At 51.7% G+C, this 24,940-nt stretch carries 20 protein-coding genes, 6 tRNA genes and 1 pseudogene; 14 read left to right on the forward strand and 13 right to left on the reverse strand.

Translation table 11 applies throughout. From position 1 onward, the window contains the following. Positions 1 to 192 precede the first annotated feature (192 nt). Together btuF and mtnN are read right to left on the reverse strand one after the other, a co-directional pair. Complete coding sequence (gene btuF, locus LOZ86_RS05910) at positions 193 to 1,023, reverse strand: vitamin B12 ABC transporter substrate-binding protein BtuF (protein ID WP_039486588.1); 831 nt, start codon at positions 1,021 to 1,023, stop codon at positions 193 to 195. A 2-nt stretch (positions 1,024 to 1,025) separates the two neighbouring features. Then, entirely contained in the window at positions 1,026 to 1,724 is a 699-nt protein-coding gene (mtnN, locus tag LOZ86_RS05915; RefSeq protein ID WP_039486590.1) for a 5'-methylthioadenosine/S-adenosylhomocysteine nucleosidase, read from the reverse strand. 246 nt (positions 1,725 to 1,970) lie between these two features. Here mtnN and dgt point away from each other — a divergent pair, with 246 nt between their 5' ends. The 7 genes from dgt (at position 1,971) to LOZ86_RS05950 (ending at position 10,753) form a co-directional block, all read left to right on the forward strand. Then, complete coding sequence (gene dgt, locus LOZ86_RS05920; RefSeq protein ID WP_230242962.1) at positions 1,971 to 3,482, forward strand: dGTPase; 1,512 nt, start codon at positions 1,971 to 1,973, stop codon at positions 3,480 to 3,482. Positions 3,483 to 3,671: 189 nt separating this feature from the next. Beyond that, positions 3,672 to 5,120 (forward strand): serine endoprotease DegP, encoded by a 1,449-nt coding sequence (gene degP, locus LOZ86_RS05925; protein WP_039486594.1) that lies wholly within the window; start codon positions 3,672 to 3,674, stop codon positions 5,118 to 5,120. A gap of 232 nt (positions 5,121 to 5,352) precedes the next feature. Continuing rightward, positions 5,353 to 6,510 carry a CdaR family transcriptional regulator gene (locus tag LOZ86_RS05930; protein ID WP_010280713.1) on the forward strand — a complete coding sequence of 386 codons (1,158 nt, stop codon included), beginning with the start codon at positions 5,353 to 5,355 and terminating at the stop codon, positions 6,508 to 6,510. Positions 6,511 to 6,906: 396 nt separating this feature from the next. Continuing rightward, a complete protein-coding gene (locus tag LOZ86_RS05935) occupies positions 6,907 to 7,911 on the forward strand; it encodes a sulfate ABC transporter substrate-binding protein (RefSeq protein ID WP_370828898.1) in 1,005 nt (334 codons plus the stop codon). A 153-nt stretch (positions 7,912 to 8,064) separates the two neighbouring features. Further along, positions 8,065 to 8,877: a sulfate ABC transporter permease subunit CysT gene (gene cysT / locus LOZ86_RS05940; RefSeq protein WP_039486599.1), complete on the forward strand. Its 813-nt coding sequence runs from the start codon at positions 8,065 to 8,067 to the stop codon at positions 8,875 to 8,877. 12 nt (positions 8,878 to 8,889) lie between these two features. Further along, a complete protein-coding gene (gene cysW / locus LOZ86_RS05945; protein ID WP_039486602.1) occupies positions 8,890 to 9,771 on the forward strand; it encodes a sulfate ABC transporter permease subunit CysW in 882 nt (293 codons plus the stop codon). Further along, positions 9,761 to 10,753 (forward strand): sulfate/molybdate ABC transporter ATP-binding protein, encoded by a 993-nt coding sequence (locus tag LOZ86_RS05950; RefSeq protein ID WP_010299494.1) that lies wholly within the window; start codon positions 9,761 to 9,763, stop codon positions 10,751 to 10,753. The genes cysW and LOZ86_RS05950 overlap by 11 nt, the downstream gene beginning before the upstream one ends. 80 nt (positions 10,754 to 10,833) lie before the next feature. Here the strand turns inward: LOZ86_RS05950 and LOZ86_RS05955 are convergent, their stop codons facing one another. From LOZ86_RS05955 to LOZ86_RS05965, 3 genes are all read right to left on the reverse strand, one after another. Continuing rightward, positions 10,834 to 11,268 (reverse strand): DoxX family protein, encoded by a 435-nt coding sequence (locus LOZ86_RS05955; protein WP_039486604.1) that lies wholly within the window; start codon positions 11,266 to 11,268, stop codon positions 10,834 to 10,836. 348 nt (positions 11,269 to 11,616) lie between these two features. Beyond that, entirely contained in the window at positions 11,617 to 12,198 is a 582-nt protein-coding gene (locus LOZ86_RS05960) for a TetR/AcrR family transcriptional regulator (RefSeq protein WP_039514117.1), read from the reverse strand. An 84-nt stretch (positions 12,199 to 12,282) separates the two neighbouring features. Then, entirely contained in the window at positions 12,283 to 13,332 is a 1,050-nt protein-coding gene (locus tag LOZ86_RS05965) for an aldo/keto reductase (RefSeq protein ID WP_039514116.1), read from the reverse strand. 186 nt (positions 13,333 to 13,518) lie between these two features. Between LOZ86_RS05965 and LOZ86_RS05970 the strand changes: the two genes are divergently transcribed. Beyond that, positions 13,519 to 14,625, forward strand: coding sequence for an NADH:flavin oxidoreductase (locus LOZ86_RS05970; RefSeq protein WP_230242964.1), 1,107 nt, complete (start codon positions 13,519 to 13,521; stop codon positions 14,623 to 14,625). 151 nt (positions 14,626 to 14,776) lie between these two features. On the opposite strand, the gene LOZ86_RS05975 is transcribed toward LOZ86_RS05970, so the two are convergent. The 4 genes from LOZ86_RS05975 to LOZ86_RS05990 form a co-directional block, all read right to left on the reverse strand. Next, positions 14,777 to 14,852: transfer RNA gene (locus LOZ86_RS05975), tRNA-Lys, on the reverse strand. A 7-nt stretch (positions 14,853 to 14,859) separates the two neighbouring features. Then, a tRNA-Val gene (locus tag LOZ86_RS05980) sits at positions 14,860 to 14,935 on the reverse strand. Between the two features lie 55 nt (positions 14,936 to 14,990). Beyond that, a tRNA-Val gene (locus tag LOZ86_RS05985) sits at positions 14,991 to 15,066 on the reverse strand. Between the two features lie 59 nt (positions 15,067 to 15,125). After that, a tRNA-Val gene (locus LOZ86_RS05990) sits at positions 15,126 to 15,201 on the reverse strand. Between the two features lie 291 nt (positions 15,202 to 15,492). On the opposite strand from LOZ86_RS05990, the gene gltX reads away from it, so the two are divergent. Beyond that, positions 15,493 to 16,908, forward strand: a complete 1,416-nt coding sequence (gene gltX, locus LOZ86_RS05995) for a glutamate--tRNA ligase (RefSeq protein WP_039514193.1) — start codon at positions 15,493 to 15,495, stop codon at positions 16,906 to 16,908. 73 nt (positions 16,909 to 16,981) lie between these two features. On the opposite strand, the gene LOZ86_RS06000 is transcribed toward gltX, so the two are convergent. After that, positions 16,982 to 17,851 carry an alpha/beta hydrolase gene (locus LOZ86_RS06000; RefSeq protein WP_225969838.1) on the reverse strand — a complete coding sequence of 290 codons (870 nt, stop codon included), beginning with the start codon at positions 17,849 to 17,851 and terminating at the stop codon, positions 16,982 to 16,984. A 265-nt stretch (positions 17,852 to 18,116) separates the two neighbouring features. On the opposite strand from LOZ86_RS06000, the gene LOZ86_RS06005 reads away from it, so the two are divergent. Together LOZ86_RS06005 and LOZ86_RS06010 are read left to right on the forward strand one after the other, a co-directional pair. Further along, positions 18,117 to 18,192: transfer RNA gene (locus LOZ86_RS06005), tRNA-Ala, on the forward strand. Between the two features lie 47 nt (positions 18,193 to 18,239). After that, positions 18,240 to 18,315: transfer RNA gene (locus LOZ86_RS06010), tRNA-Ala, on the forward strand. Positions 18,316 to 18,505: 190 nt separating this feature from the next. On the opposite strand, the gene ung is transcribed toward LOZ86_RS06010, so the two are convergent. Continuing rightward, positions 18,506 to 19,192 carry a uracil-DNA glycosylase gene (gene ung / locus LOZ86_RS06015; protein WP_039486620.1) on the reverse strand — a complete coding sequence of 229 codons (687 nt, stop codon included), beginning with the start codon at positions 19,190 to 19,192 and terminating at the stop codon, positions 18,506 to 18,508. Positions 19,193 to 19,617: 425 nt separating this feature from the next. On the opposite strand from ung, the gene grcA reads away from it, so the two are divergent. Then, positions 19,618 to 20,001: an autonomous glycyl radical cofactor GrcA gene (grcA, locus tag LOZ86_RS06020; RefSeq protein ID WP_005973551.1), complete on the forward strand. Its 384-nt coding sequence runs from the start codon at positions 19,618 to 19,620 to the stop codon at positions 19,999 to 20,001. A gap of 84 nt (positions 20,002 to 20,085) precedes the next feature. Here grcA and srmB read toward each other — a convergent pair. Next, positions 20,086 to 21,411, reverse strand: a pseudogene (gene srmB / locus LOZ86_RS06025) (ATP-dependent RNA helicase SrmB). A gap of 134 nt (positions 21,412 to 21,545) precedes the next feature. Between srmB and trmN the strand changes: the two are divergent. Then, complete coding sequence (gene trmN, locus LOZ86_RS06030; RefSeq protein ID WP_039486625.1) at positions 21,546 to 22,292, forward strand: tRNA(1)(Val) (adenine(37)-N(6))-methyltransferase TrmN; 747 nt, start codon at positions 21,546 to 21,548, stop codon at positions 22,290 to 22,292. Positions 22,293 to 22,348: 56 nt separating this feature from the next. Here the strand turns inward: trmN and nadB are convergent, their stop codons facing one another. After that, the gene (gene nadB, locus LOZ86_RS06035) at positions 22,349 to 23,950 is read right to left on the reverse strand and encodes an L-aspartate oxidase (RefSeq protein WP_230242965.1); all 1,602 of its coding nucleotides are present in this window, start codon (positions 23,948 to 23,950) and stop codon (positions 22,349 to 22,351) included. 386 nt (positions 23,951 to 24,336) lie between these two features. On the opposite strand from nadB, the gene rpoE reads away from it, so the two are divergent. Continuing rightward, on the forward strand, positions 24,337 to 24,912 hold the full coding sequence (gene rpoE, locus LOZ86_RS06040; RefSeq protein ID WP_005973561.1) for an RNA polymerase sigma factor RpoE: 576 nt from the start codon (positions 24,337 to 24,339) through the stop codon (positions 24,910 to 24,912). The last annotated feature ends 28 nt before the right edge of the window (positions 24,913 to 24,940 follow it).

Here is a 24,940-nt window from a genome sequence, read left to right on the forward strand (position 1 = left end):
AAAATTTTCTCATTTCGTCTTTGCTTTGGCTTTTTCGCCAGATGGTAATCAAAAACATGAATGCTGTTTATGATTCCACCGTTACGTTCAGATTATCGACAACTATTGGCGAAATAAAAGTCGGTTAGTGTTACAACTTGTATACTAATGAAGCTATTGTTAGCGGAATGGTTTCACGGTGTTAATTAACAATCACTTGGCTGACGAAAACGTGGGTCTTAGCTCTGCTAATTGAGAACAAATTTGCTGGGCTGCCAATAGTAAACGCGGGCCGCTGCGGCTAAACCAGTCTTCATTGACGGTAATGACCGGAACCGCTAATTGCGGCTGCCAAAACGCCTGCACACTGGAAATCCTATCTGGCGCACCGCCGACAATAATGGCCTGCGGCTGGCGTCTTAACACCTGTTCACGACTGACCTGCGGCCAAGGCACCGAGCTGTCGCTAAAGACATTTTCGGCACCGCACAGTGAAACGATCTGGCTTTGCAGCGTCGCTTTCGACGAGGTAAACAGCGGCTGAGTGCCAAATTGAATGAATACCCGCAATGGCGCGGTATTATGCGTCTCGCCAGCGTGCTGGAGTTCGCCTATTTCCTGCTGAAAATCTTTTGCTGCGCGTTCGGCTTGCTCAGGATGACGGCTATAGGTTGCCAACTGCCGTAGTGATGCCGGGATATCGTCTAATGTCTTCGCATCCAGATAAACGATAGGAATCGAGAAGTTGGCGAGCTGTTCCAGCGGACGCTGCGGGTTGCCCTCGCGCCACGCCAGAATCAGATCGGGCTTGAGGGCGAGGATCCGCTCTAGGTTGATTCCCTGCCAGGAGGCAACCTGCTCCAGCTTTTTGGCTTCTAGCGGGTAATCTGACCAGGCGCTAACCGCAATCAGCTGTTCACCCATGCCTGCCGCATAGGCCATTTCCGTCGCGTGGGGGGCGAGACTGATCACACGCTGCGGAATAGCATAAGCGGCAGAGCAGAGCAGCAGCCCGGTCAGCCAGCAGAGGAACCTGACTGTCACGATTAGCGTGCGGCCAGCTTGGCCAGAATCGCTTCTACCATCCGCGTTGATTGCTGTGCTGCAACATTCAGAAACTCATCAAAACTCAGGTGTGAGGCTTTATCGGCCACATCAGAAATCGCGCGTACCACCACAAACGGGACGGCGAACTGGTGGCAGACATGGGCGATCGCGGTGGCTTCCATTTCTACGGCAATCGCCTTCGGGAAGGTGGTGCGGATACGAGCTAACGGCTCTGCGCCGTTAATGAAGGCATCACCGCTGACAACCAGACCGCGCACGGCATTCAGCTGTAACTCGGCAATGACTTCCTGCGCCAGTGTGATGAGTTTTTCATCGGCAAGGAAAGCGGCAGGGCAGCCTGCCATCTGGCCGGGCTCATAGCCAAACGCCGTGACGTCAGCATCGTGGTAGCGCACTTCATCGGAAACGACGATATCACCGACGTTTAATGTAGGTGCCAGTCCGCCAGCGGAACCGGTGTTAATGACCACGTCTGGCTTGCTGTATTCCAGCAGCAGCGTGGTGCCCAGTGCGGCGGAGACTTTGCCGATACCGGATTTCAGCAGTGCAACATCCACACCGTTGATTTGTCCGGTGTAAATTTCGCAACCCGCACGCTGGAAGGTCTGACGGTTTTCAATCCGATCGCGCAGCAGCGTTACTTCTTGTTCCATCGCGCCGATAATACCGACTTTCATAAGGTTCCCCGCAAATTCTGTTATAAATGGAAGGCGTATACCTAATGCTGGTCACTGAAGTCCCATTTTAGGGGAAACACAGGGGGAGGTTCCCGCAGGGATGCCTCATCCCTGTGGTCGCACCGTGTATCTCGATCGTTAAATGACCAGCATTAGGTGTATATCGCGGATATTAGTCTATCATGGCTAGCGGGATGAGATGGAGTGTCCATCATTGTGCTGTAGCGGGATGACATGGAGAACCATATGTCTGGTATCGATTTCGCCAAAAAAATGAGCTTTCAGCGCCATTTCAGCCGGCCTAAAACGGCTGAGGATGAATATACGATTGTGCGCCAGTTTGAGAGCGATCGGGGTCGTATTATTAACTCCGCCGCCATCCGCCGCTTACAGCAAAAAACTCAGGTCTTTCCGCTAGAACGTAATGCGGCCGTCCGCTCCCGCTTGACCCACTCAATGGAAGTTCAGCAGGTTGGTCGCTATATCGCCAAAGAGATTTTGCACCGCCTGCAAGTCGACGGGCGGCTGGCGTCACTGGGGCTGGATGACAGAGAAACGCCGTTTGAAAGCCTGGTTGAAATGGCGTGTCTGATGCATGACATCGGCAATCCGCCGTTTGGACATTTTGGCGAATCTGCGATTAATCAATGGTTCAGAAAATTGCTGGATAGCCACTATTTGGACAGTGAATCCCCGGAACGCGTCGATGACTGCAAAGTGCCTACGCTGCGGATGCAGCAGGATGGACTGGACGATCTGCGCGGGCAAATCCGGCAGGATCTGAGCCATTTTGAAGGCAACGCACAGGCGATCCGTCTGGTGCATACGTTGCTGAAGCTCAACCTGACCTACGGGCAGGTGGCCTGCATTCTGAAATATACCCGACCCGCGTATTGGAACGGCGAGCTTCCGGCTGATTACCATTATTTGATGAAGAAACCGGGCTACTATCTGGCAGAGGAAGCGTTTGTTGCCACACTGCGTGAAGAGCTGGATTTGGGCGAATTTCATCGTCATCCGCTGAGCTACATTATGGAAGCGGCTGACGATGTGTCTTACTGCATTGCGGATCTTGAGGATGCTGTTGAGAAAGATATCCTCACGATCGACGAACTTTACGATCGTCTGCGCGAAAATTGGGGCGCAGGCGCAGAGAAAGACATCTTTGCTAAAACGATTGAACGCGCTTACAAAGAACGCGAACGCTTTCAATGGCGTAGCCATGACGATCAGTTCTTCATGAATCTCCGCGTTTACACCGTGGGGCAGATGGTGCCGCATGCTGCACTGCGTTTTATCGATAACCTGCCGGAAGTCTATGCCGGTTCGTTTAATCAGGCATTGCTTGAGGACGACAGCCCGCAGAACCGCCTGTTAGGTATTTTCAAACGTGTCGCCTTAAAGCACGTTTTTAACCATCATGAAGTTGAACAGCTTGAGCTACAGGGTGACCGCGTGATTCGCGGCCTGCTGGATATTTATAGCCCGCTGCTCGAGATGCCCTATCAGGATTTCAGTCAGCTTGTCCGCGACGATACGCACAAGCGCTATCCGATTGAAACGCGGCTTTACCACAAGCTATCCAGCAAGCACTGTCTGGCCTATTGTGAAGCGGTTGTCGCGTTGGAAGGATTACCGGAAACCGAGCGCGTCATCCGTGAATATTATTATCGGGCGCGTCTGATTCAGGATTACATTAGCGGTATGACCGATTTGTACGCCTACGACGAATACCGCAAGCTGATGGCCGCGGATTAGCGATGAACAGGCCGCAATGGAAATCGCGACTTTTGTAAAGCCGTTCAATATTTCCTTACGCTTCACGATCTTCCCCTTGGGAACCTTGTTGGTCCATATTTATCTCATACAGCACGACCACTGAGTGTACCCAGTGTCGGGTACACGGGCCGTAAGACTCGCGTGTTGATTACTATGAGATAACCTCCTATGAAAAGAAAATCACTGGTTCTGAGTGCGTTGGCGTTAAGTCTGGCGATGGCAATGGGCTCCACCACGGCGAATGCCGCTGAGTCAGCGGCGTCTGTCGTGTCATCGGGTCAATTACCCAGCCTGGCCCCTATGCTGGAAAACGTCATGCCTTCCGTGGTGAGCATCTATGTGGAAGGGCATACCACCCATGCGGGTAATGCGGGAAAAGAAGGTATCCCACCGCAGCTTCAGCCGTTTTTTGGTGAAAACTCGCCTTTCTGTCAGGAAGGATCGCCGTTCCAGTCATCGCCAATGTGTCAGGGAGACGGTGACGACGACGGTCAGCCACCGCAGCAGGAAAATTTCCAGGCGCTGGGCGCGGGCGTCGTGATTAATGCAGAAAAAGGCTATGTGGTGACCAACAGTCATGTGGTGGACAACGCCGATAAGATTCAGGTTCGACTCAGCGATGGCCGCAAGTATGACGGCAAAGTGTTAGGCAAAGACCCGCGTTCGGATATCGCGCTGGTGCAGTTGAAAGACTCTAAAAATCTGACGGCGATTAAGGTCGCAGATTCTGACCAACTGCGGGTCGGTGATTACACGGTAGCGATTGGCAACCCATATGGTCTGGGCGAAACGGCGACATCGGGCATTGTGTCCGCGCTGGGGCGTAGTGGGTTGAATATTGAAAACTACGAGAACTTTATTCAGACCGATGCGGCCATCAACCGGGGGAATTCCGGTGGTGCGCTGGTGAATCTGAATGGGGAATTGGTTGGGCTGAATACCGCGATTCTTGCTCCAGATGGCGGCAACATCGGGATTGGTTTCGCTATCCCCAGCAATATGGTGAAAAGCGTCGTAGCACAGATTATCGAATTTGGCGAAGTGAAGCGCGGCGAGCTGGGTATCACTGGGACGGAGTTGAACTCCGAACTGGCGCAGGCGATGAAAGTTGATGCCCAGCGCGGTGCTTTTGTGAGCCAGGTGCGGCCGAAGTCGGCGGCAGATGAAGCGGGCATCAAGGCGGGCGATGTGATCGTCACGCTGAATGGTAAGGCGGTCAGCAGCTTCTCTGCATTGCGTGCGCAGGTTGGATCGCTGCCGGTGGGCAGTAAAGTGGCGCTGGGACTGCTGCGTGAGGGCAAACCGCTGACGGTTGAGGTGACGCTGCAACAGAGCAATCAGGCTCAGGTGGCTTCCGGTAATCTCTACTCTGGCATTGAAGGTGCCGAGCTGAGTAATACTCAGGTGGACGACAAAAAAGGCGTCAAGGTGGATAACGTTAAACCCGGTTCCGCGGCGGCTAAAGTTGGCTTGAAGAAGGACGACATTATTCTGGGGGTTAACCAACAGCCGGTACAGAATATTGGTGAGTTGCGTAAAATTCTGGACAGTAAACCGGCTGTATTGGCCTTGAACGTTCGCCGCGGTGACAGCACGATTTATCTGCTGGCTCAGTAATCGATCTGTTTAGCGCGTAAGTTAATAATTATCTTTTAAGACAATTTGTTACGTTACTTATCTGGCCAGGTACTCAGGTGCCCGGCCACTTCTCGCTTCTCCATGAAAGTGCTTTTGTGAGTTCTTCCACAGATTTAATCTAATTCCCGTTTCTTTGTTAATTTGCACAATGTGTGGCGCATCAAGTGGCGGTATGCTGGTGCAATTGTCAATGTTCCTCTCAGAGGTAAAAATGGCGTCGTATCATCTCAATGCCAAGATGGCACAGGATATTGTCGCGCGGACCATGCAGATCATTGATAGCAATATCAACGTGATGGATGCTCGCGGTAAGATTATCGGCAGTGGCGATCAGGAACGATTGGGGGAACTGCACGAAGGCGCGCTGCTGGCACTTTCGCAGGGGCGAGTCGTCGATATTGATGATGCCGTAGCGCGTCACCTGCATGGCGTGCGTCCGGGCATCAATTTACCTTTGCGCATCGACGGTGAAATCGTTGGCGTCATCGGCCTGACGGGGAATCCCAGCCAGCTACGGCAATACGGCGAGCTTGTCTGCATGACGGCGGAAATGATGCTGGAACAGGCGAGGCTGCTGCATATGCTGGCGCAGGATAGCCGTCTGCGTGAAGAGCTGGTACTGAACCTGATTCGCACCGACGATCTGTCTCCCGCCCTCATGGAGTGGGCGCAGCGTTTAGGCATCGACCTGAATAAACCCCGCGTTGCAGCGGTGATCGAAGTGGACAGCGGGCAGCTCGGTGTCGACTCCGCTATGGCAGAGTTACAGCAGTTGCAGACGTTGCTGACCACGCCGGAACGCGACAACCTCATCGCTATCGTTTCTCTGACGGAAATGGTGGTGCTAAAACCGGCGCTGAACAGCCACGGGCGCTGGGATGCAGAGGAACACCGGCGTCGCGTAGATACGCTGATGTCGCGTATGGCGGAAAGCAGTCGGTTGCGGGTGCGGTTGGCGCTCGGGAACTATTTTTCTGGCCCCGGCAGTATCGCGCGCTCCTACCGAACGGCACGAACGACCATGAGCGTAGGTAAGCAGCGTATGCCCGCCCAGCGCTGTTATTACTATCAGGATTTGATGTTGCCCGTGCTGCTGGACAGCCTGCGCGGCGGCTGGCAGGCAAACGAGCTGGTGCGCCCGCTTTCTAAGCTTAAAGCAATGGACGGCAATGGTCTGTTGCGTCGGACGCTGGGGGCTTGGTTCCGTAACAACGTCCAGCCCGGTGCGACGGCGAAAGCGCTGTTTATCCACCGTAATACGCTGGAATATCGCCTTAATCGTATTTCTGAATTGACGGGATTAGATCTGGGGAATTTCGATGACCGTCTGCTGCTGTACGTGGCTTTGCAGCTGGATGAAGAAGAGTAGGGCAGAAAGATACGTCGTTTCACGTCCACCGTTATTCAAGCAGACCTTCCTCCGTATTCACCTGATGCCGCATGGCATCAGGGTTACCTCATATTCAGTCGTAAAATATTTCCACGGCAACAAAATTGCTTAGACTGAAAACTATTACATAATCATTAACAATATAACGCGATAGCATAAATTATCGCGAAACAATATTTTTGCCCCTTCCTTATATCCACTATTGTCACTTCCATGTTGTCAGCCTGATAGACCCATCCTATTTCAAGCGGCATGTACGCGGTTCAAATCAATAACGTTTTGTCCGGAAAATCGAATTATTTAAGTTATTAATCAGTCACATCCGTCATGATTTTATCTGATACTTTCGAGCATTAGGGAGTGATAAGAATGTCAATACGTCGTCTGGGGTTATCTGTTGCTACGGCAGCACTGTTGTTTTCCGGTGTGGCCTCGGCGGCTACCGAATTATTAAACGTGTCTTACGATCCGACGCGTGAACTCTATCAGCAATACAATGCGGCGTTTATTAAGCATTGGAAAGCTACCACGGGTGAAGATCTCTCTATCAAAAACTCGCACGGTGGTTCTGGAAAACAGGCTCGCTCGGTGATTGACGGTTTGCAGGCCGACGTGGTGACGCTGGCGCTGGCCGGTGACATTGATGCATTAAACCTGAATCAACCGTTGATCGATCCTAAATGGCAGGCACGTCTGCCTGACAACAGCACCCCTTACACCTCCACCATCGTTTTTCTGGTGCGCAAAGGTAATCCAAAGCAAATCAAAGACTGGAACGATCTGGTTAAGCCGGGCGTTGAAGTGATCACGCCAAACCCGAAAACCTCTGGTGGTGCGCGTTGGAACTTCCTAGCGGCGTGGGCCTATGCCAAAGCGCAACCGGGCGGCAATGATGAAACTGCACTGAAATTTGTCACTGAACTGTATCGCCATGCGCCAGTACTGGATACCGGCGCGCGTGGAGCAACTATCAGCTTTGTGCAACGCCAGCTAGGCGATGTGCTGCTGGCATGGGAAAACGAAGCGTACCTGTCTCTGCAAGAGCAGGGCGGCGATCAGCTTGAGATCGTGACACCATCTCTGTCGATTCTGGCTGAACCGCCGGTTGCCGTTGTCGACAAAGTCGTTGAGCGTAAGGGAACGCAGAAACAGGCTGAAGCCTATCTGCAATACCTCTACAGCGATGAAGCGCAGCGCATCATCGGTAAAAATTTCTACCGTCCACGTAATGCCAAGATCGCTGAAGAGTTTAAAGATCAGTTTGCACCGGTGAATCTGGTGACGATTGATAAGGATTTCGGCGGCTGGAAAGCGGCACAGGACAAATTCTTTAACGACGGCGGTGTGTTCGACGCCATCTTTAAAGAGATTAATAAGTAAGTTTTTAATGTCTGACGGATTAAGGCCGCTATCACCATAGCGGCTTTTTTCAGGTTAAGAAGGCAGAGGATCTGCCGCCTTAATTCTGTCAGGTAGCGCGCGTCGGCAAGCAGTTGTTGGCTGGGTAGTGAGTATGAAAATTAAAGGCACGGTATGTCACAACGTTCTTCCTCAGTGATCCCCGGTTTCGGGCTAACGTTAGGGTTTAGCCTGAGCTATTTAGGATTAATAGTCCTCATTCCGTTGGCGGGGATGTTTTTGTATGCCAGCCAACTAACGTTTGGTCAGTTTTGGGATCTGATCACCAGCCGTCAGGTGCTTTTCTCCCTGCGGCTTTCGTTTGGTACGGCGCTGGCGGCGGCGTTTATTAACGGTATCCTCGGGACGCTGCTGGCCTGGGTGCTCGTGCGGTATACCTTTCCCGGCCGTAAAGTGATCGATGCCATGATCGATATGCCCTTCGCGCTGCCAACCGCCGTGGCGGGGATTGCGCTGACGGCGTTGTATGCGCCGAATGGCCTGATTGGCTCGCTGTTTCCGTTCAAAATTGCCTACACCAGTATTGGTATCACGCTGGCGCTCATTTTCGTCACGCTGCCTTTCGTGGTCAGAACGCTGCAACCGGTGCTGGCTGATATTCCCAAAGAAGTGGAAGAAGCTGCCGCCTGCCTTGGCGCGCGTCCGCTTCAGGTTTTCCGCCATGTTTTGCTTCCTGCGCTGTTACCAGCGTGGCTGACGGGCTTTGCGCTGGCCTTTGCTCGCGGCGTTGGAGAATACGGTTCTGTGGTGTTTATCGCGGGGAATATTCCGTTTAAAACCGAAATTCTGCCGCTGCTGATCGTCTCTAAGCTCGATCAGTATGACTACAAGGGAGCAACCGGGATCGGCGTATTCATGCTGCTGGTTTCTTTCATTATGCTGCTGCTGATTAACGTGTTGCAGCGCCGCATTCAACCGAAACTGTAAGGGCCGGTCTTCATGGAACAGGTTATTTCCGCTCAGGCCAACGCGGCTAAAAGAAAAAAACAGCCCGCCGCCTATTACATTCTGGTTTCACTCGCGTGGGTCGTCTTTTTCCTGATTCTGGTGCTGCCGTTGATGATGGTGGTGACTCAGGGGCTGGATAAAGGCATCGGTGCATTTTGGGATGCGATTACCGAACCGGATGCGATCTCTGCGCTTAAGCTGACACTACTCGCGACCGTCATTTCTGTGCCGTTAAATGTGGTGTTCGGGCTGGCAACAGCGTGGTGTGTGACGAAATTCGAGTTTCGTGGCAAGAGCTTTCTGCTGGCGCTGATCGATTTGCCGTTCTCCGTTTCGCCCGTGGTTGCAGGGCTGGTGTACGTGCTGCTGTTTGGGGCACAAAGCTCGCTCCATCCTTTTCTGCTCGAACACGATCTGCAAATCGTTTACGCCGTGCCGGGCATCGTACTGGCGACAATTTTCGTCACGCTGCCTTATGTTGCCCGTGAGCTGATTCCGCTGATGGAAGAGCAGGGCTCGCAGGAAGAAGAAGCGGCGCGACTGCTGGGGGCGAACGGCTGGCAAATGTTCTGGCACATCACACTGCCAAATGTGAAGTGGGCGCTGATTTACGGCGTGGTGCTGTGTACCGCGCGTGCGATGGGGGAATTTGGCGCCGTTTCCGTCATTTCCGGTCATATCCGCGGCCTGACGAACACACTGCCGTTGCATATCGAAATTCTTTATAACGAGTACAACATCGTTGCCGCTTTCAGCGTGGCGATTCTGCTGCTGCTAATGTCGCTAGTGGTGTTGCTGCTGCGCCAGTGGAGTGAAGGTCGATTGACGAAGCAAATACAGAAACAACAGGAGTTGGCCAAAAATGAGCATTGAGATTCGTAATATTAATAAACAATTTGGCCAGTTCCGGGCGCTGAACGAGATTAATTTGTCGATCCACAGCGGTGAGCTGGTGGCGCTGCTGGGGCCATCGGGCTGTGGTAAGACGACGCTGCTGCGTATTATCGCCGGGCTGGAACAGCCGGATAGCGGCAGCATTATCTTCCACGGCCAGGATGTGTCCGTTCACGATGTGCGTAAACGCAACGTGGGGTTTGTATTCCAGCACTATGCGCTGTTCCGTCACATGACGGTGTTCGATAACGTGGCGTTTGGGTTGCGGATGAAGCCGAAAAATATCCGCCCGTCGAAGAGTGACATCGAAAAGAAAGTACATGAATTGCTGAATTTGGTGCAGTTGGACTGGCTGGGGGATCGTTACCCTGAACAGCTTTCCGGCGGCCAGCGCCAGCGTATTGCACTGGCGCGTGCGCTGATTGTCGAGCCGAGCATCCTGCTGCTGGATGAACCCTTTGGCGCACTGGATGCCAAGGTACGTAAAGAGCTGCGCCGCTGGCTGTCTCAGTTGCATGAAGATATCGATCTGACGTCGGTATTTGTGACGCACGATCAGGAAGAAGCGATGGAAGTCGCCGACCGCATCGTGCTGATGAACAAAGGCGTGATTGAACAAATCGGCACGCCGGCGGAAGTGTATAACAACCCAGCTAGCGAATTTGTTTACCATTTTCTTGGCGACAGTAACCGGCTGAAAGTGGCGCAAACGGAAGAGACGATTCTGTTCCGTCCTCATGAAGTGTCGTTATCCGTTCAGGCGCAGGAAGGTTATCAGGCGGTGACAGTTCGAGATATTCGTCCACTCGGTGCCTTAACGCGCTTGTCGTTGAAGCTGGGTGAGCAGTCGGAGTTGATTGAAGCGGAAGTCGCAAAAGATGATGCAAGCCTGCACGGGCTACAGAAAGGCGATGTGATTCAGTTCAAACCCAAGCGTTATAGCCACGATTGGGAAATCTGATCGGCAGAGCATCGAAATAAAAAACCCGCGAATCCGCGGGTTTTTTGCTTTTGTCGTCAATACTAGCCGGGTGGCAAGGATTAGCGATAAGCGGGGTTAGAGGCAACAGAATAGCGGCCGCTACCGACCAGCATGATGATAATGCCAGCGAAGAAATAGAGTGCTTCCAATTCCAGCGCCCAGGCACCCACGTTAGTCAGCGTGAAGAATTTACCTGTGCCAACCATCAGCGTAGCCACAACCAGCGTCAATGCGGCAATCAGGCCGGAAACGCGGGTAAATACGCCCAGAATAATCAGAATCGGGGCAACAACCTCACCGATATAAACACCATAAGCGATAAAACCTGGCAAACCTACGCCTTGCAGTATTTGTACGATCCAACCTACACCGTGCTCAATTTTTGCTACGCCATGAAACAGCAGCAGAATACCCACGGTTAAACGCAGTAAAAGTTTACCTGCATCAGGATGATCGGTTAAACGCGTGAACCACTGATTCAACTGAGCAATCATAATAGACAACCTCATAAGTGAACAAAAAATGCTTATTGGTAATGTTTGTTGGCAATGCTTTGTATAGGGCGGCAGTGTCGTTGATTTAGGGGTTGAATAGAAAAGCAATAAATTTGATGTTTTCTGTCAAAAAATTACGTGAACGTCGTAAACGCAGATAAGCATAGCACCGCAATTGCGGCGGTCTAATGATGGATGGGAATAATGCAATAACAAGATGTTATGAAAAAGGAACGTAGTCTGAATGGCTGAAGGTCAGAGGAATGGATTGCATAAAGAGAATCGTGTTAGAGGGGATGCAGTGTGGAACCTATCTTGGATGCGACAGGTTCCTTTTTCATAATCGGTTTATGCGTCGCCAAGCAGTGCCTTTTTGGCGGCATTGAGAAAGTCGTCCGACAAGGCATCGCCCGCCGTTGCGCGTGCTAACGTTAGCGCGCCGGATAACAGCGCGAATTGCGCCAGAGCATGCAGTCGGCGCTGTTCTTTATCTTCTATCGTCGATAGCGACTCCAGCCTGTCCAGCATGGCTCTGACACCGCTGAGATAAACTTCACGTACCGGTTTGTCTTCACTTTCTCTGGCTATGTCGCTGGCTAACGCAGTGAGCGCACAGCCATCCTTAGCATCGTCACGATGGGCGGGGGAAAGATAGTGTTCCACCATCGTTTGCAGGTTATGTTGATCTGCGCGCTGACTTATTTTTTGCCAGCGGGAATTGGAACCCTCAAGTGCTTTTCGGCTGGCGATGGCAGCGAGTTCATCTTTAGAAGCAAAATGACCATAAAAGCCACCGTGAGTTAATCCGGCTGCGGCCATCAAGTCGTTCACGCTGACGCCGTTCAGGCCCCGTTCACGAAAGAGCTGTGAAGAAACCTGAATGATTTCCTCTCGGTTACGCTCCATCTGCTGTTTTGATACACGGGCCATTCTGTTCTCCTCTTTCTGTCAGGCATCATCTTAGGGTATGAAAAAGTCAGACTCAATAGATGATGCCTTTCATCAATATCCGGATCAGGCCCGTGGCGGCCACGGTGTAATAATATGAGCGCTGTCGCCTCCCTGAGCCCGAGGCAATGAACCCGCGATTTGATCGTGCGGCGTTCCCAGCGAAATAGCACTGACGTCGTCCAGTCGGGCGACCTGATCGTCGCTGAGTGCCACATTTAATGCGAGCAGCGTATCATCCAACTGTGCCAGCGTGCGGGAGCCTAGAATAGGGATCAGGCTGGTGCTAGCGCGGGCTGATTTATGCCGCAGCCAGGCGATGGCAATTTGTATTGGCATGACGTTTAAGTCGTTTGCCACGCGGAATACCTCGTCCAGCAAGGTTGTGTCTTGCTCGGTGTGTACGAGTCTTCCGCCAAAACCGATCAGACGACCTTCTTTACTTTTGCGGTATTTGCCCGTCAGCAGGCCGCCACCCAGCGGAGACCAAAGCGTTGCTGCCAGCCCCATTGCTTCAGCCATCGGCAGTAGCTCTCGTTCTGCGGTGCGCTGCACCAGACTGTATTCCACCTGAATACCGGCAATTCGCGACCAGCCGCGCAGTTCCGCGATGGTGTCCGCTCTGGCAATGCGCCAGGCGGGGAAATTAGAGAAGCCTGCGTACTGGATTTTTCCTGATCGAATGAGATCGTCGAAAGCGCGAACAATCTCTTCCAGTGGGGTTAATTGGTCATCAAAGTGCGCCCACAGTACATCGATACGATCGGTGTTTAGCCGTTTTAGGCTGTTTTCGACTGATGAGATCATGTTCTTGCGGCTATTGCCGGTTTGGGAAATTCCGGCATCCGGCATGGCACTTAAGGTGTACTTCGTCGCAACGACAAAATGGTCGCGATCTGCGGCAATGAATTCTCCGACCATTTGCTCAGATTGGCCTAACTGGTAAGCATCCGCTGTATCGATGAAGTTGCCGCCCGTGTTGGCATAACGATCAAATACCTGTTTAGCCTGTTCTTTTTCAGAACCATAGCCCCAACCGGTGCCAAAATTTCCTGTTCCGAGAGCAAGTTCGGAAACGCGTAAGCCCGTATTACGTCCAAAAGTCGTGTATTTCATGCTGCTACCTTTATTTTTAGATGTTGTGTGACATTTATTATATATGTCATATATCATCTATATTGCAAGTGGAGCGGTATTATTTTTACGGGATGTCGAGTTAACTGGGGTTGCTTAACCGCATGAATTGAGTTTCTAATCGATATTCAACGCCGCGATAGCGTTAAACCATAAAAGGAAATATTTATGTCTGATGATGTTCTGTTTAGTCCCTTCACGTTGAAAGGGTTAACCCTTCCTAACCGCATTGTTATGGCACCGATGACGCGAGGTATGGCTGAAAACGGCATTCCTGGCACCGCGCAGGCGGAATATTATCGCCGCCGTGCCGAAGGGGGAGTTGGGCTGATTCTGACAGAGGGAACGGTAGTCGATCGTCCCGCTTCGCGTAATATGCCAGGAATCCCGCTCTTTCACGGCGAAGCCGCGTTGACCGGTTGGGACGCGGTGGCGAAAGCGGTTCATGCCGCTGGTGGTCGTATTGGGCCGCAAATTTGGCATACGGGTTCAACCCACGGACGTGGCTGGGAGCCAGATGCGCCCGTTGAAAGCCCATCGGGACTGGTTGGCCCAGACGAGCCTCGCGGTGTTGTGATGACGGAAGAAGATATCGCGGATACCGTGGCGGCTTTCGCCCGTGCGGCGGCGGATGCGAAACGACTGGGATTCGACACGCTGGAACTGCACGGTGCACATGGCTACCTGATCGACCAATTCTTCTGGCCGGGGACGAATAAGCGTGAAGATGCCTTTGGTGGCGCAACGATCCGCGAACGCTCTCGCTTTGCCGCAGATATTATCCGTGCTGTCCGGACCGCTGTTGGTGAGGATTTCCCGCTGATCCTGCGTGTGAGTCAGTGGAAGCAGCAGGACTACAGCGCACGGCTGGCGAGTTCCCCACAGGAGATGACGGACTGGTTAGCGCCGCTGGTTGAGGCGGGTGTGGATATTCTTCACTGTTCCCAGCGTCGTTTCTGGGAGCCTGAGTTACCGGAGGTTGATGGGGCGGAAGGGCTGAACTTCGCCGGTTGGGCGAAAAAACTGACAGGTGCGGCGACCATCAGCGTTGGCTCGGTGGGGCTGACCTCGGATTTCTTTGCCGCGTTTGGTGGTGAAGGTTCTGGCACGGCGGCATTGGACAATCTGCACGCTCGGATGGAGCGAGAGGAGTTTGACCTGATCGCGGTAGGCCGAGTCCTGCTTTCTGATGCGCAATGGGTACAAAAAGTGCGTTCTGGGCAGACTGATAAATTACGCGGTTTTGACGCTGCGGATTTAGCCGTACTGGCGTGATATTTAGGTGCCGTAGCTGAGTAAGGCTGCGGTACTTCATTGAATATTGCGAAGGTTAATGCGGAAAAATTGAGTAGAATTTTATCTACACGACAAGTGCAATATATAGTGTTCTTGGGATTTACTTCAGGTGGGGATCACTTTGCGGAGGTGGTGGGTCGTGCAGGATTCGAACCTGCGACCAATTGATTAAAAGTCAACTGCTCTACCGACTGAGCTAACGACCCGCAGAAGTGGTGGGTGATGACGGGATCGAACCGCCGACCCCCTCCTTGTAAGGGAGGTGCTCTCCCAGCTGAGCTAATCACCCACTTCTGAACTACATTTACTTCAACTTCTAATAAGAAGACCAGCTGGTATGAGATTGGTGGGTGATGACGGGATCGAACCGCCGACCCCCTCCTTGTAAGGGAGGTGCTCTCCCAGCTGAGCTAATCACCCAATCTCAAATCTTCTTACTCTACACAGCGAGACACTTTTTACTGAAACTTCGTAAAGAGTGGTGGGTGATGACGGGATCGAACCGCCGACCCCCTCCTTGTAAGGGAGGTGCTCTCCCAGCTGAGCTAATCACCCTCGCTGTGTGGAGTCGCATTATAGGGATCCTTGAATGTGAGTCAACGCTTTTTAAAACTAAAATGATTGTTCGTTGCAAAATTAGTCAAGGCGTCGTATTTATCGCCGTTGGTGCTGCATCCTTGCGCAATTCAGCCTGTTATCTTGCTATCGCTAGCAGAATAAAAGCCTGTGCGGCATGTTACGGCGTTGAGGAATCGAAGCAGAGTGATAGAATGTTGCCCACTTTTGTTCTCTGAGCTTATGTCGGTCTATGCCGACAGCCGTTGCGTAATAAGGCTGTAATCCCAAATGAAAATCAAAACCCGTTTCGCCCCTAGCCCTACTGGCTATCTTCACGTCGGCGGCGCTCGTACCGCACTGTACTCTTGGCTGTTTGCCCGTCATCATGACGGCGAGTTCGTGCTGCGTATTGAAGATACCGATCTGGAGCGTTCAACTCAGGACGCGATTGATGCCATTATGGATGGTATGAACTGGCTGAGCCTGAACTGGGATGAAGGCCCTTACTACCAGACTAAACGTTTTGACCGTTATAACGCAGTTATCGATCAGATGCTGGAAAACGGTACAGCCTATAAGTGCTACTGTTCAAAAGAGCGTCTGGAAGCGCTGCGTGAGCAGCAGATGGAAAATGGCGATAAGCCACGTTACGACGGCTGTTGCCGTGGCTCTCATGCGCATCATGCTGATAATGAGCCGCACGTCGTGCGTTTCCTCAACCCGCAGGAAGGATCGGTCATCTTCAATGACCGTATTCGCGGGCCGATCGAATTCAGTAATCAGGAGCTCGATGATCTGATTATTCGCCGTACTGACGGTTCACCGACCTACAATTTCTGTGTCGTTATCGATGACTGGGATATGGAAATCACGCACGTTATCCGTGGTGAAGACCATATCAACAACACTCCGCGCCAGATCAACATCCTGAAAGCACTGGGCGCCCCGGTGCCGGAATATGCGCATGTGTCGATGATTCTGGGCGACGACGGTAAGAAATTGTCCAAACGTCACGGCGCTGTGGGTGTAATGCAATACCGCGATGACGGCTATCTGCCTGAAGCACTGCTGAACTATCTGGTGCGTTTAGGCTGGTCGTCTGGCGATCAGGAAATCTTCTCTATGGATGAGATGAAATCGCTGTTCTCGCTGGATGCCGTTAACAAATCGGCGAGTGCTTTCAATACCGAGAAGCTGCAATGGTTGAACCATCACTATATTAACCATTTACCCGCAGAATACGTGGCGACGCATCTGTCATGGCATATCGAGCAGGCAGGGATCGATACCCGCACTGGGCCGCAGTTGAGCGAACTGGTTGGCTTGCTGGGCGAGCGTTGCAAGACGCTGAAAGAAATGGCGGACTCTTGCCGTTATTTCTATGAAGATTTTGCTGAGTTTGATGCCGATGCAGCGAAGAAACACCTGCGTCCGGTTGCCCGTCAGCCGCTTGAACTGGTACGTGAAAAACTGGCCGCGATTACCAGTTGGACGCCAGAGAACATCCATCATGCCATTCAGGGCACGGCGGACGAACTGGGTCAGGGCATGGGCAAAGTCGGTATGCCGCTGCGCGTTGCGGTAACCGGTGCGGGTCAGTCTCCTGGCGTTGACGTGACGGTGCATGCGATTGGTCAACAGCGTTCGCTGGCGCGTATTGATAAAGCGCTGACGTTCATCGCCGAGCGCGAAGCGCAGCAGTAATCGTTATCGTGTGATGTTATAAAAGACGAGCCCCGGTCATAAACCGGGGTTTTTTTATGGCGTGCTATGGGGATTATTGACCAGCGATAGCGACCGCTTTGCCGATGGCATCGGGGATCACGTCGCCGTGCCCTTTACCGGGGAACAGGATAAAGTCGGCTTTTGTGCCTTGTTCGTTGAGCTGTGCGACCAGCGCTGTTGCTCTTTCCACCATTTTTCTTTGGCTGAGACGCTCTGCCCGTTTTTCATCAACGGGTTTACCTGCCTGCGTTTTGGCTGGCTCATCTTCATTTGCCCCTGCCGTGACGGTAATTGATGGTGGCGGTGTAGCGAGCAGCGGCGTTCTTGCCGGAATCACAATGCCATTTCCCCACCAGATAGACGGGCTTGCGGCAACATAACGCTGGAAAGATTCGGTGTGGTTAAAAAGCGTATAGAGCGTAAACAGACCACCGAAAGAGTGCCCGGCCAGCGTTTGTTTTTGCTTATTTACGGCGTAGTTCGCTTCAACCCAAGGCTTTACCGTGGATTGCAGGAATTGATAAAACGCCTCAGCTTCTCCGCCTGCGGCAAAATCTGGATCAGTGAGCGTTGTCGGCGGCGTGTAGTCACGCGTTCTGGCGGGAACATCGTAAGGCTTATCGATCGGATAACCGACGGCGACAATCAGCGGTGCCGTACCATTTTTTGCATTATAGCGGTTTACGGCAACGGGAAACTGAGCGTTGCCATCCAGCATGTACAGAACCGGATACCCACCTTCAGGCGCGGGTTGGCGGGGAAGTGCAATAAAAAGCCGATAGGCATGCTGTGCATCGCTTTTCATCTCAATTTGCCTGATCTCAAATTGAGCTTTTGCTTGTTCGGTCATATCAGGAATAGTGGGTTGTGCTCGAACAGGCAACAGGCCAGAGGCAGATACCATCAGAGAAAATACAATCATAGGAACATAGCGCATGTGATGGGGCTTATATAGGAGGCAGAAGCGTAACGTGAAGTGATGATAATAAATCGCGTTATCGTTAGCAGCTTTTTATTGTGCTTATGATGAGATGACATCGAAATTGCCGCCTGTTTTTTCTTACCTTTGGCGTCTTTTTCAGCGGTTGATCGGATAACCGGATTTAGCCGTTGACACTGCGAATCGGGTTTCATATTATGCGACGCGTTCGCACAGTACTTGCTTTCACAGTGATGCTGTAAGATACGGGGCTATAGCTCAGCTGGGAGAGCGCTTGCATGGCATGCAAGAGGTCAGCGGTTCGATCCCGCTTAGCTCCACCAAACACTCCCTCTGTTTGGTTGATTATCACGAACATTCCACACGTTGTGGGGCTATAGCTCAGCTGGGAGAGCGCTTGCATGGCATGCAAGAGGTCAGCGGTTCGATCCCGCTTAGCTCCACCAAATCATCGCATTACTTCTTATTTCATTACGTCTTTTCAATTTTTTCATATCCAATCAACGTTTTTCGTTTGCTCAATACTTTCGTCAGCGATTCCTTATAAACCCTCTCTTGTAACTCATTCTTTGTAAAAGATTTTTGTAAATGACTGTTGGCTGCCTTCGTTTTTGAAGACAACCAAACCGTTATCGCTTAAGCCTCTTCCGGAAGCCTTGGCGTCCAGTCTATTGGCGACAGTCCTTGCTGTTCCAGAAGCTGATTAGCCTGCGAAAAATGCTTACAGCCCAAGAAACCACGGTGTGCGGACAGTGGGGAAGGATGCGGCGATTTCAGAATATGGTGGCGCTGCTGGTCAATGATGTTGCCTTTTTTCTGTGCATGCGAGCCCCACAGGAGAAATACCAGACCTTCCCGCTGTTCATTCAATGCCGCGATGACGCGGTCAGTAAACGTTTCCCAGCCTAAATTAGCATGCGAGTGCGCCTGTCCGGCTTCAACGGTTAATACCGTGTTGAGCAGTAAAACGCCTTGCTCCGCCCAGCTTTGCAGAAAACCGTGCCGTGGAATTTCAAATCCTGGGATGTTGCTCGCCAATTCTTTATAAATATTACCCAGAGAAGGCGGAGCGGGTACGCCAGGGCGCACAGAAAATGACAGCCCGTGTGCCTGATTTGGGCCGTGATAGGGATCTTGTCCCAGAATGACGACTTTGACCTGATGCAGTTCAGTAAAGCGGAACGCGTTGAAAACATCTTTCTGCGGAGGATAGATAGTCTTACCCGCTGCACGTTCTTTCCCAACGAATTCAAGGGTATTAATGAAGTAAGGCTGCTGCTTTTCTTGTGCCAGCACGTCATGCCAGGTGAGAGAGGTCGCCATCATGCACTCTTTTTTTACAGGTTGAATGGTGTTTCGGGTAGCTTACCGATCTATCGTGCCGAGGTAAAACCGTAACCGTTGTTGTCGTAATGAAAACGCCTTTTTTTGAAAAAAAATTGAAAATTTACAAAAATATTTGCAATTAGGTGTCTTGGTAAAATTGATATAAAACAATAAATTGCCTTCGTGTGGTTAAGTGACAGGGTTTTAAAATTGATTTAAGTCAAGGATGTCCCGTTATCAGGCTGGTATATAAGAGAGTAGATACAAACAGTTTTATACGATCGTTACGAAATCTGGCAGTTTTTTACCGATAGCGGTTTTAACTCGGTCAGGTTTTAACTAAGACCGTTTTTAACTAAGTCAGTTTTTAACTACGTTCGTTTTTAACTAAGACAATAACACGCCGTTTTACGGAGGCAATTATGGTTACTGGTATTCAAATCACCAAGGCTAACGACAGCGCGCTGATCAATTCTTTCTGGTTGCTGGATGAAGAAAAATCACAGGCGCGTTGCGTGTGTGCTAAATCGGGTTATAGCGAAGATCAAATCGTTCCAGTGAGCGATCTGGGTCAGATCGAGTATCGTGAAATTCCGCTGGAAATCAAACCTGAAGTGCGTGTGGAAGGTGGTCAACACCTGAACGTGAACGTTCTGCGCCGTGAGACGCTGGAAGATGCCGTTAAGCATCCGGAAAACTATCCGCAGCTGACCATCCGCGTATCTGGCTACGCTGTGCGTTTCAACTCATTGACGCCAGAACAGCAGCGCGATGTTATCGCTCGTACTTTTACCGCAAGCCTGTAAGTTGTTACTCAAGCCTTAACAAAACAAGCCTTAACAAAAAGGGAGCCGAAGCTCCCTTTTTTATGTCTCTATTTTATAGAAATTTTATTTGGCAGAGGGTTCGTCAGTTTTCTGCGTTGGTTGACGACGCTTACCCACATTTTTAGCATCGCGCTGGCGAACTTTTACCTTCACCTTTTCTTTTTCCTTATCTTTCTTCTCTTGCCGCTTAGCTAGCACTTTTTTCGACGGTTTCCCCGTCGTTTTAGCGCTTGGTGCTTTAGTCTCTGGGCGGAGTTCTTCAATGACGCGCGGTTTTAGCGGTTCATTCAAGTAGCGGCTGATTTTTCCCAGCAGCAGATGGTCGTGTGCTTCGACGAAAGAGATAGCACAGCCTTTACGACCAGCGCGACCAGTACGGCCAATACGGTGAAGATAGGTGTCCGATGTGCGCGGCAAATCGAAGTTAAATACGTGGCTCACATCGTTAATATCAATACCGCGTGCCGCGATATCCGTTGCTACCAGTACGTTGACACGCCCGTCGCTGAGGCGTTTGATCGCCTCATTACGTTTGGCTTGCACCATTTCGCCTTCGAGATAGCAGGAGTTAATGCCTGCTTCACGCAGCCAGGCAACCAGCTCATGCACACGCTCACGCTTACGTACAAAGACGATAGAACGCGTCACGTCCGGCTGTTTTAACTGGTGGCAGAGTAGTGCCGTTTTGTGTTTGAGATCGTCGGCGCGGTAATACCATTGCAGAATTTTTTTACGTTACCGACGCGATGGGTCGGATTCGATTTCAACAGGTTCGTTGAGCAGGCGCTCGGCGAAATCTTTGATCGCGTCCCCTTCGAGCGTCGCAGAAAACAGCAGCGTTTGCTTGCGCCAGCGGGTTTCTCCGGCGATATGTTCAATATCCTGAGCGAAGCCCATGTCCAGCATTCTGTCTGCTTCATCCAGAATCAGCGTTTCTACCGCGCGGCAATCGAAGTTTTCTTCTTTAATATATTGCAGCAGACGGCCCGTCGTCGCGACGACGATATCCTGATTTTCACTGAAGACTTCCGCGTGGTTCATATAGGCCACGCCGCCGGTGATCGTGGCGATATCCAGGTGCGTATGCGCTGCAAACGCCCGCGCCTGATCGGCCACCTGCATGGCGAGTTCACGGGTTGGCGTGAGGATCAGAATACGAGGTGGACCCGATTTTTTACGAGGGAAATCGATAAGATGCTGCAAAACCGGCAGCAGATAGGCGGCGGTTTTACCTGTTCCTGTTGGCGCGGAGCCCAGTACGTCGCGGCCTTCCATCGCCGGAGGGATCGCCTCAGCCTGAATCACGGTTGGGCGCTCGTAGCCCATGTCGCGCAGGGCGTCTAACAGGCTTTCATCAAGATCAAGCTCGGAAAAATTGGTTACAGTCATGGTCTACCTCTATTTGGGGCGCCGATTATAGACGGATTGGCCGATTTCTTCACCTGTTTAAGCAGACATCGGCACTTTTCCTGTACTGATGTTTCACCTATGCTACTGCGGTTTGCGTTTGGAATCTTATTTTCATGAGTCATCAGGCTGATAATAAACTGACATTGCGTCGTGATGGATTTACCTTCAAGCAATTCTTTGTGGCGCACGATCGCTGTGCCATGAAGGTGGGGACCGATGGCATTTTGCTGGGGGCCTGGACGCCAATGTCCTCAGCCACGCGGATTCTGGATATCGGCAGCGGTACTGGTCTCCTTGCGCTGATGCTAGCGCAACGTTCTGAACCACACGTTCAGATTGATGCCGTCGAGCTGGATAGCGCCGCCAGCGATCAGGCGAAAGAAAACATTGCCGCCTCGCCATGGGCTGACAGAATAACGATGTACGCTGAAGATATCGTCGGTTTTGCTGAGACGCGAAGCGCCACCTATTCGTTGATTATCAGTAACCCGCCTTATTTCCCGCCGGGGATCGCGTGCGGGTCAGTTCAGCGCGATCAGGCTCGCTATACCACGTTGTTAACTCATGAAGCGCTGTTGCGCTGTGCTCATCAACTGCTGATGCCAGAAGGGCTTTTCTGCGTGGTGCTGCCTGTTCTGGTTGCAGATAGCTTTATTCCGCTGGCGCAGCAGCACAATTGGCACGTTCACCAGCAGCTTCGCGTATCGGAACAGGAAGAGAAACCTGCGCATCGCGTTTTGCTGGCGCTCTCTCGTCAGGAAAGAGAATGTCTGAATTCCTCATTGGCCATTCGTGATGCAGAAAGGCGTTACTCGACGGATTTCCAGCAGATGACAAAAGATTTTTATCTCTTTATGTAGATGGCAGACGCTTTGTTGCTGCGTCTGCCTTTTCTGAGTGAACTATTTTTTATGAACTACGGCACCAGAATAGTTGGCGTTGGGGCGTCGAACTGCTCTGGATAGTCCAGAGTGTAATGTAGCCCGCGGCTTTCTTTTCTTTCCAGCGCACAGCGGACGATGAGTTCGGCGACCTGCACCAGATTACGCAGTTCCAGCAAGTTGTTGGAAATACGGAAGTGAGCGTAGTACTCATTGATTTCCTGCTGAAGCAGTTGGATGCGGCGCTGTGCCCGCTCCAGTCGTTTCGTCGTCCGCACGATCCCAACGTAGTCCCACATAAACAGGCGCAGCTCGTGCCAGTTATGCTGGATCACCACTTGTTCGTCGGAGTTGTCGACCTGGCTTTCATCCCAATCCGGTAACTTTTTCACCGCTTTGATTTGCGGTAAGCGCTGCAAAATATCCTCAGCGGCTGACCAGCCGTAAACCAGACACTCGAGTAATGAGTTGGACGCCATACGATTTGCGCCGTGTAATCCGGTATAGCTGACTTCGCCAATCGCATACAGGCCGTCAAGGTCGGTGCGACCATGCTGATCGACCATCACGCCACCGCAGGTGTAGTGTGCCGCAGGGACGAGGGGGATCGGCTCACGCGTCAGATCGATGCCGAGAGACTGTAGCTTTTCATCGATAGTGGGGAAGTGCTGTTTGATGAACGCTTCGGGCTTGTGGCTGATATCCAGATACATGCAGTCTGCGCCAAGCCGTTTCATCTCATGGTCAATCGCCCGGGCGACCACGTCGCGCGGTGCCAGTTCGCCTCTAACATCGAAATCGGGCATAAAGCGGGTGCCATCAGGACGTTTAAGGTACGCGCCTTCACCGCGCAGCGCTTCCGTTAGCAGGAAGTTTCGCGCCTGCGGGTGGAACAGGCAGGTCGGGTGAAACTGATTGAACTCCAGATTTGCCACGCGGCAACCCGCACGCCAGGCCATGGCGATGCCATCACCAGAGGAAATATCGGGATTCGTGGTGTATTGATACACTTTAGATGCGCCGCCGGTCGCCAGAACCACCGTTTTCGCCCGGCAAGATTCTACGCGTTCCCGCTCACGGTTCCATATATAAGCACCGACAATGCGGCGTGTGCCGGGCAGACCCAGCTTATTCGAGGTAATCAAATCGACGGCGTTACAGCGTTCCATAATCCGAATATTCGGATGAGATAGCGCTTTCTGCACCAGCGTGTTTTCCACTTCTTTTCCCGTTGCATCCGCCGCATGCAGAATTCGACGATGGCTGTGCCCGCCTTCGCGCGTGAGATGGTAACGCTCTTCGCCGCTGGTGCTGGTTTCGGTATCGAACAGCACGCCTTGTTCGATCAGCCATTGCACGCAGTGTTTGGCATTGCTGGCGATAAACTCAACGGCTTCCCGTTCACACAGGCCATCGCCAGCGATCAGGGTATCTTCGATATGGGAGTCAATGGTGTCCGTTTCATCGAAAACGGCGGCGATGCCGCCCTGAGCATAAAACGTTGCGCCTTCGTTGAGTGGGCCTTTGCTTAATACCGTCACGTTGGCTTGTGAAGCCAAACGCAGCGCCAGTGAAAGCCCGGCAGCACCGCTGCCAATGATTAAAACATCACAGACGTATTCAGTGGTCGTTTGCATGGTCGTGTCGTGGGTGCAAAAAGAAGAGGAAATCCGATGGTAGCACCCAATGGTTGATTGCTGTATTGGTTTTTAGCCGCCTATCTACACTATAAATAAGCAAAGGGAGGGGGATGCTGAATCGTGCGCATACCCCAGATTTATCGTATCATCCTCTGAGAAGCGTAGAGCCTCAGATGAAGACCATTTTTGATGAAGACTGTGATGAAGAGAATGTGTGATGATACGCATCGCAAAGACGAGTAACAGCGCTAAGCAAAAGAAAAATGATGACTCGGAACTTTATTGGATGTCTTGGTTCTAATTAGGAGCTTGCTCTAAATGACTTATATAGCTGGCAGTACTATTTTACGCGTGGAGAACGGTTTGAGTAGAGATTACCTCGGATGAGCGAGCAACTGGCAGATCAGGTTCTGGTCGAGCGAGTCCAAAAAGGCGATCAAAAATCGTTTAACTTGTTGGTCGTTCGTTATCAGCATAAGGTAGCGAGCCTGGTATCGCGGTATGTTCCCCAAGGGGACGTGCCGGACGTGGTACAGGAATCGTTTATTAAAGCCTATCGCGCGTTAGAGTCATTCCGCGGCGATAGCGCGTTCTATACGTGGCTGTATCGTATCGCCGTGAATACGGCCAAGAATTATCTGGTAGCTCAGGGACGCCGCCCGCCTTCCAGCGACATTGATGCCAATGACGCGGAAAACTATGAAAATGCGGGTGCACTGAAAGAAATATCGAACCCTGAGAATTTAATGTTGTCAGAGGAATTACGAAGCATCGTTTTCCGAACTATTGAGTCTTTACCGGAAGATTTACGTTTAGCGATTACGCTGCGTGAGTTGGACGGTTTAAGCTACGAAGAGATCGCCGTGATTATGGATTGTCCCGTCGGCACTGTTCGTTCTCGTATTTTCCGGGCGCGGGAAGCGATTGATAATAAAGTACAACCGCTTATTCAGCGCTAGCGAGCGTTTTCAGCTATCCGCATGACTA

Source organism: Pectobacterium parvum (assembly GCF_020971565.1).
GTDB classification, from domain to species: Bacteria; Pseudomonadota; Gammaproteobacteria; order Enterobacterales; family Enterobacteriaceae; genus Pectobacterium; species Pectobacterium polare.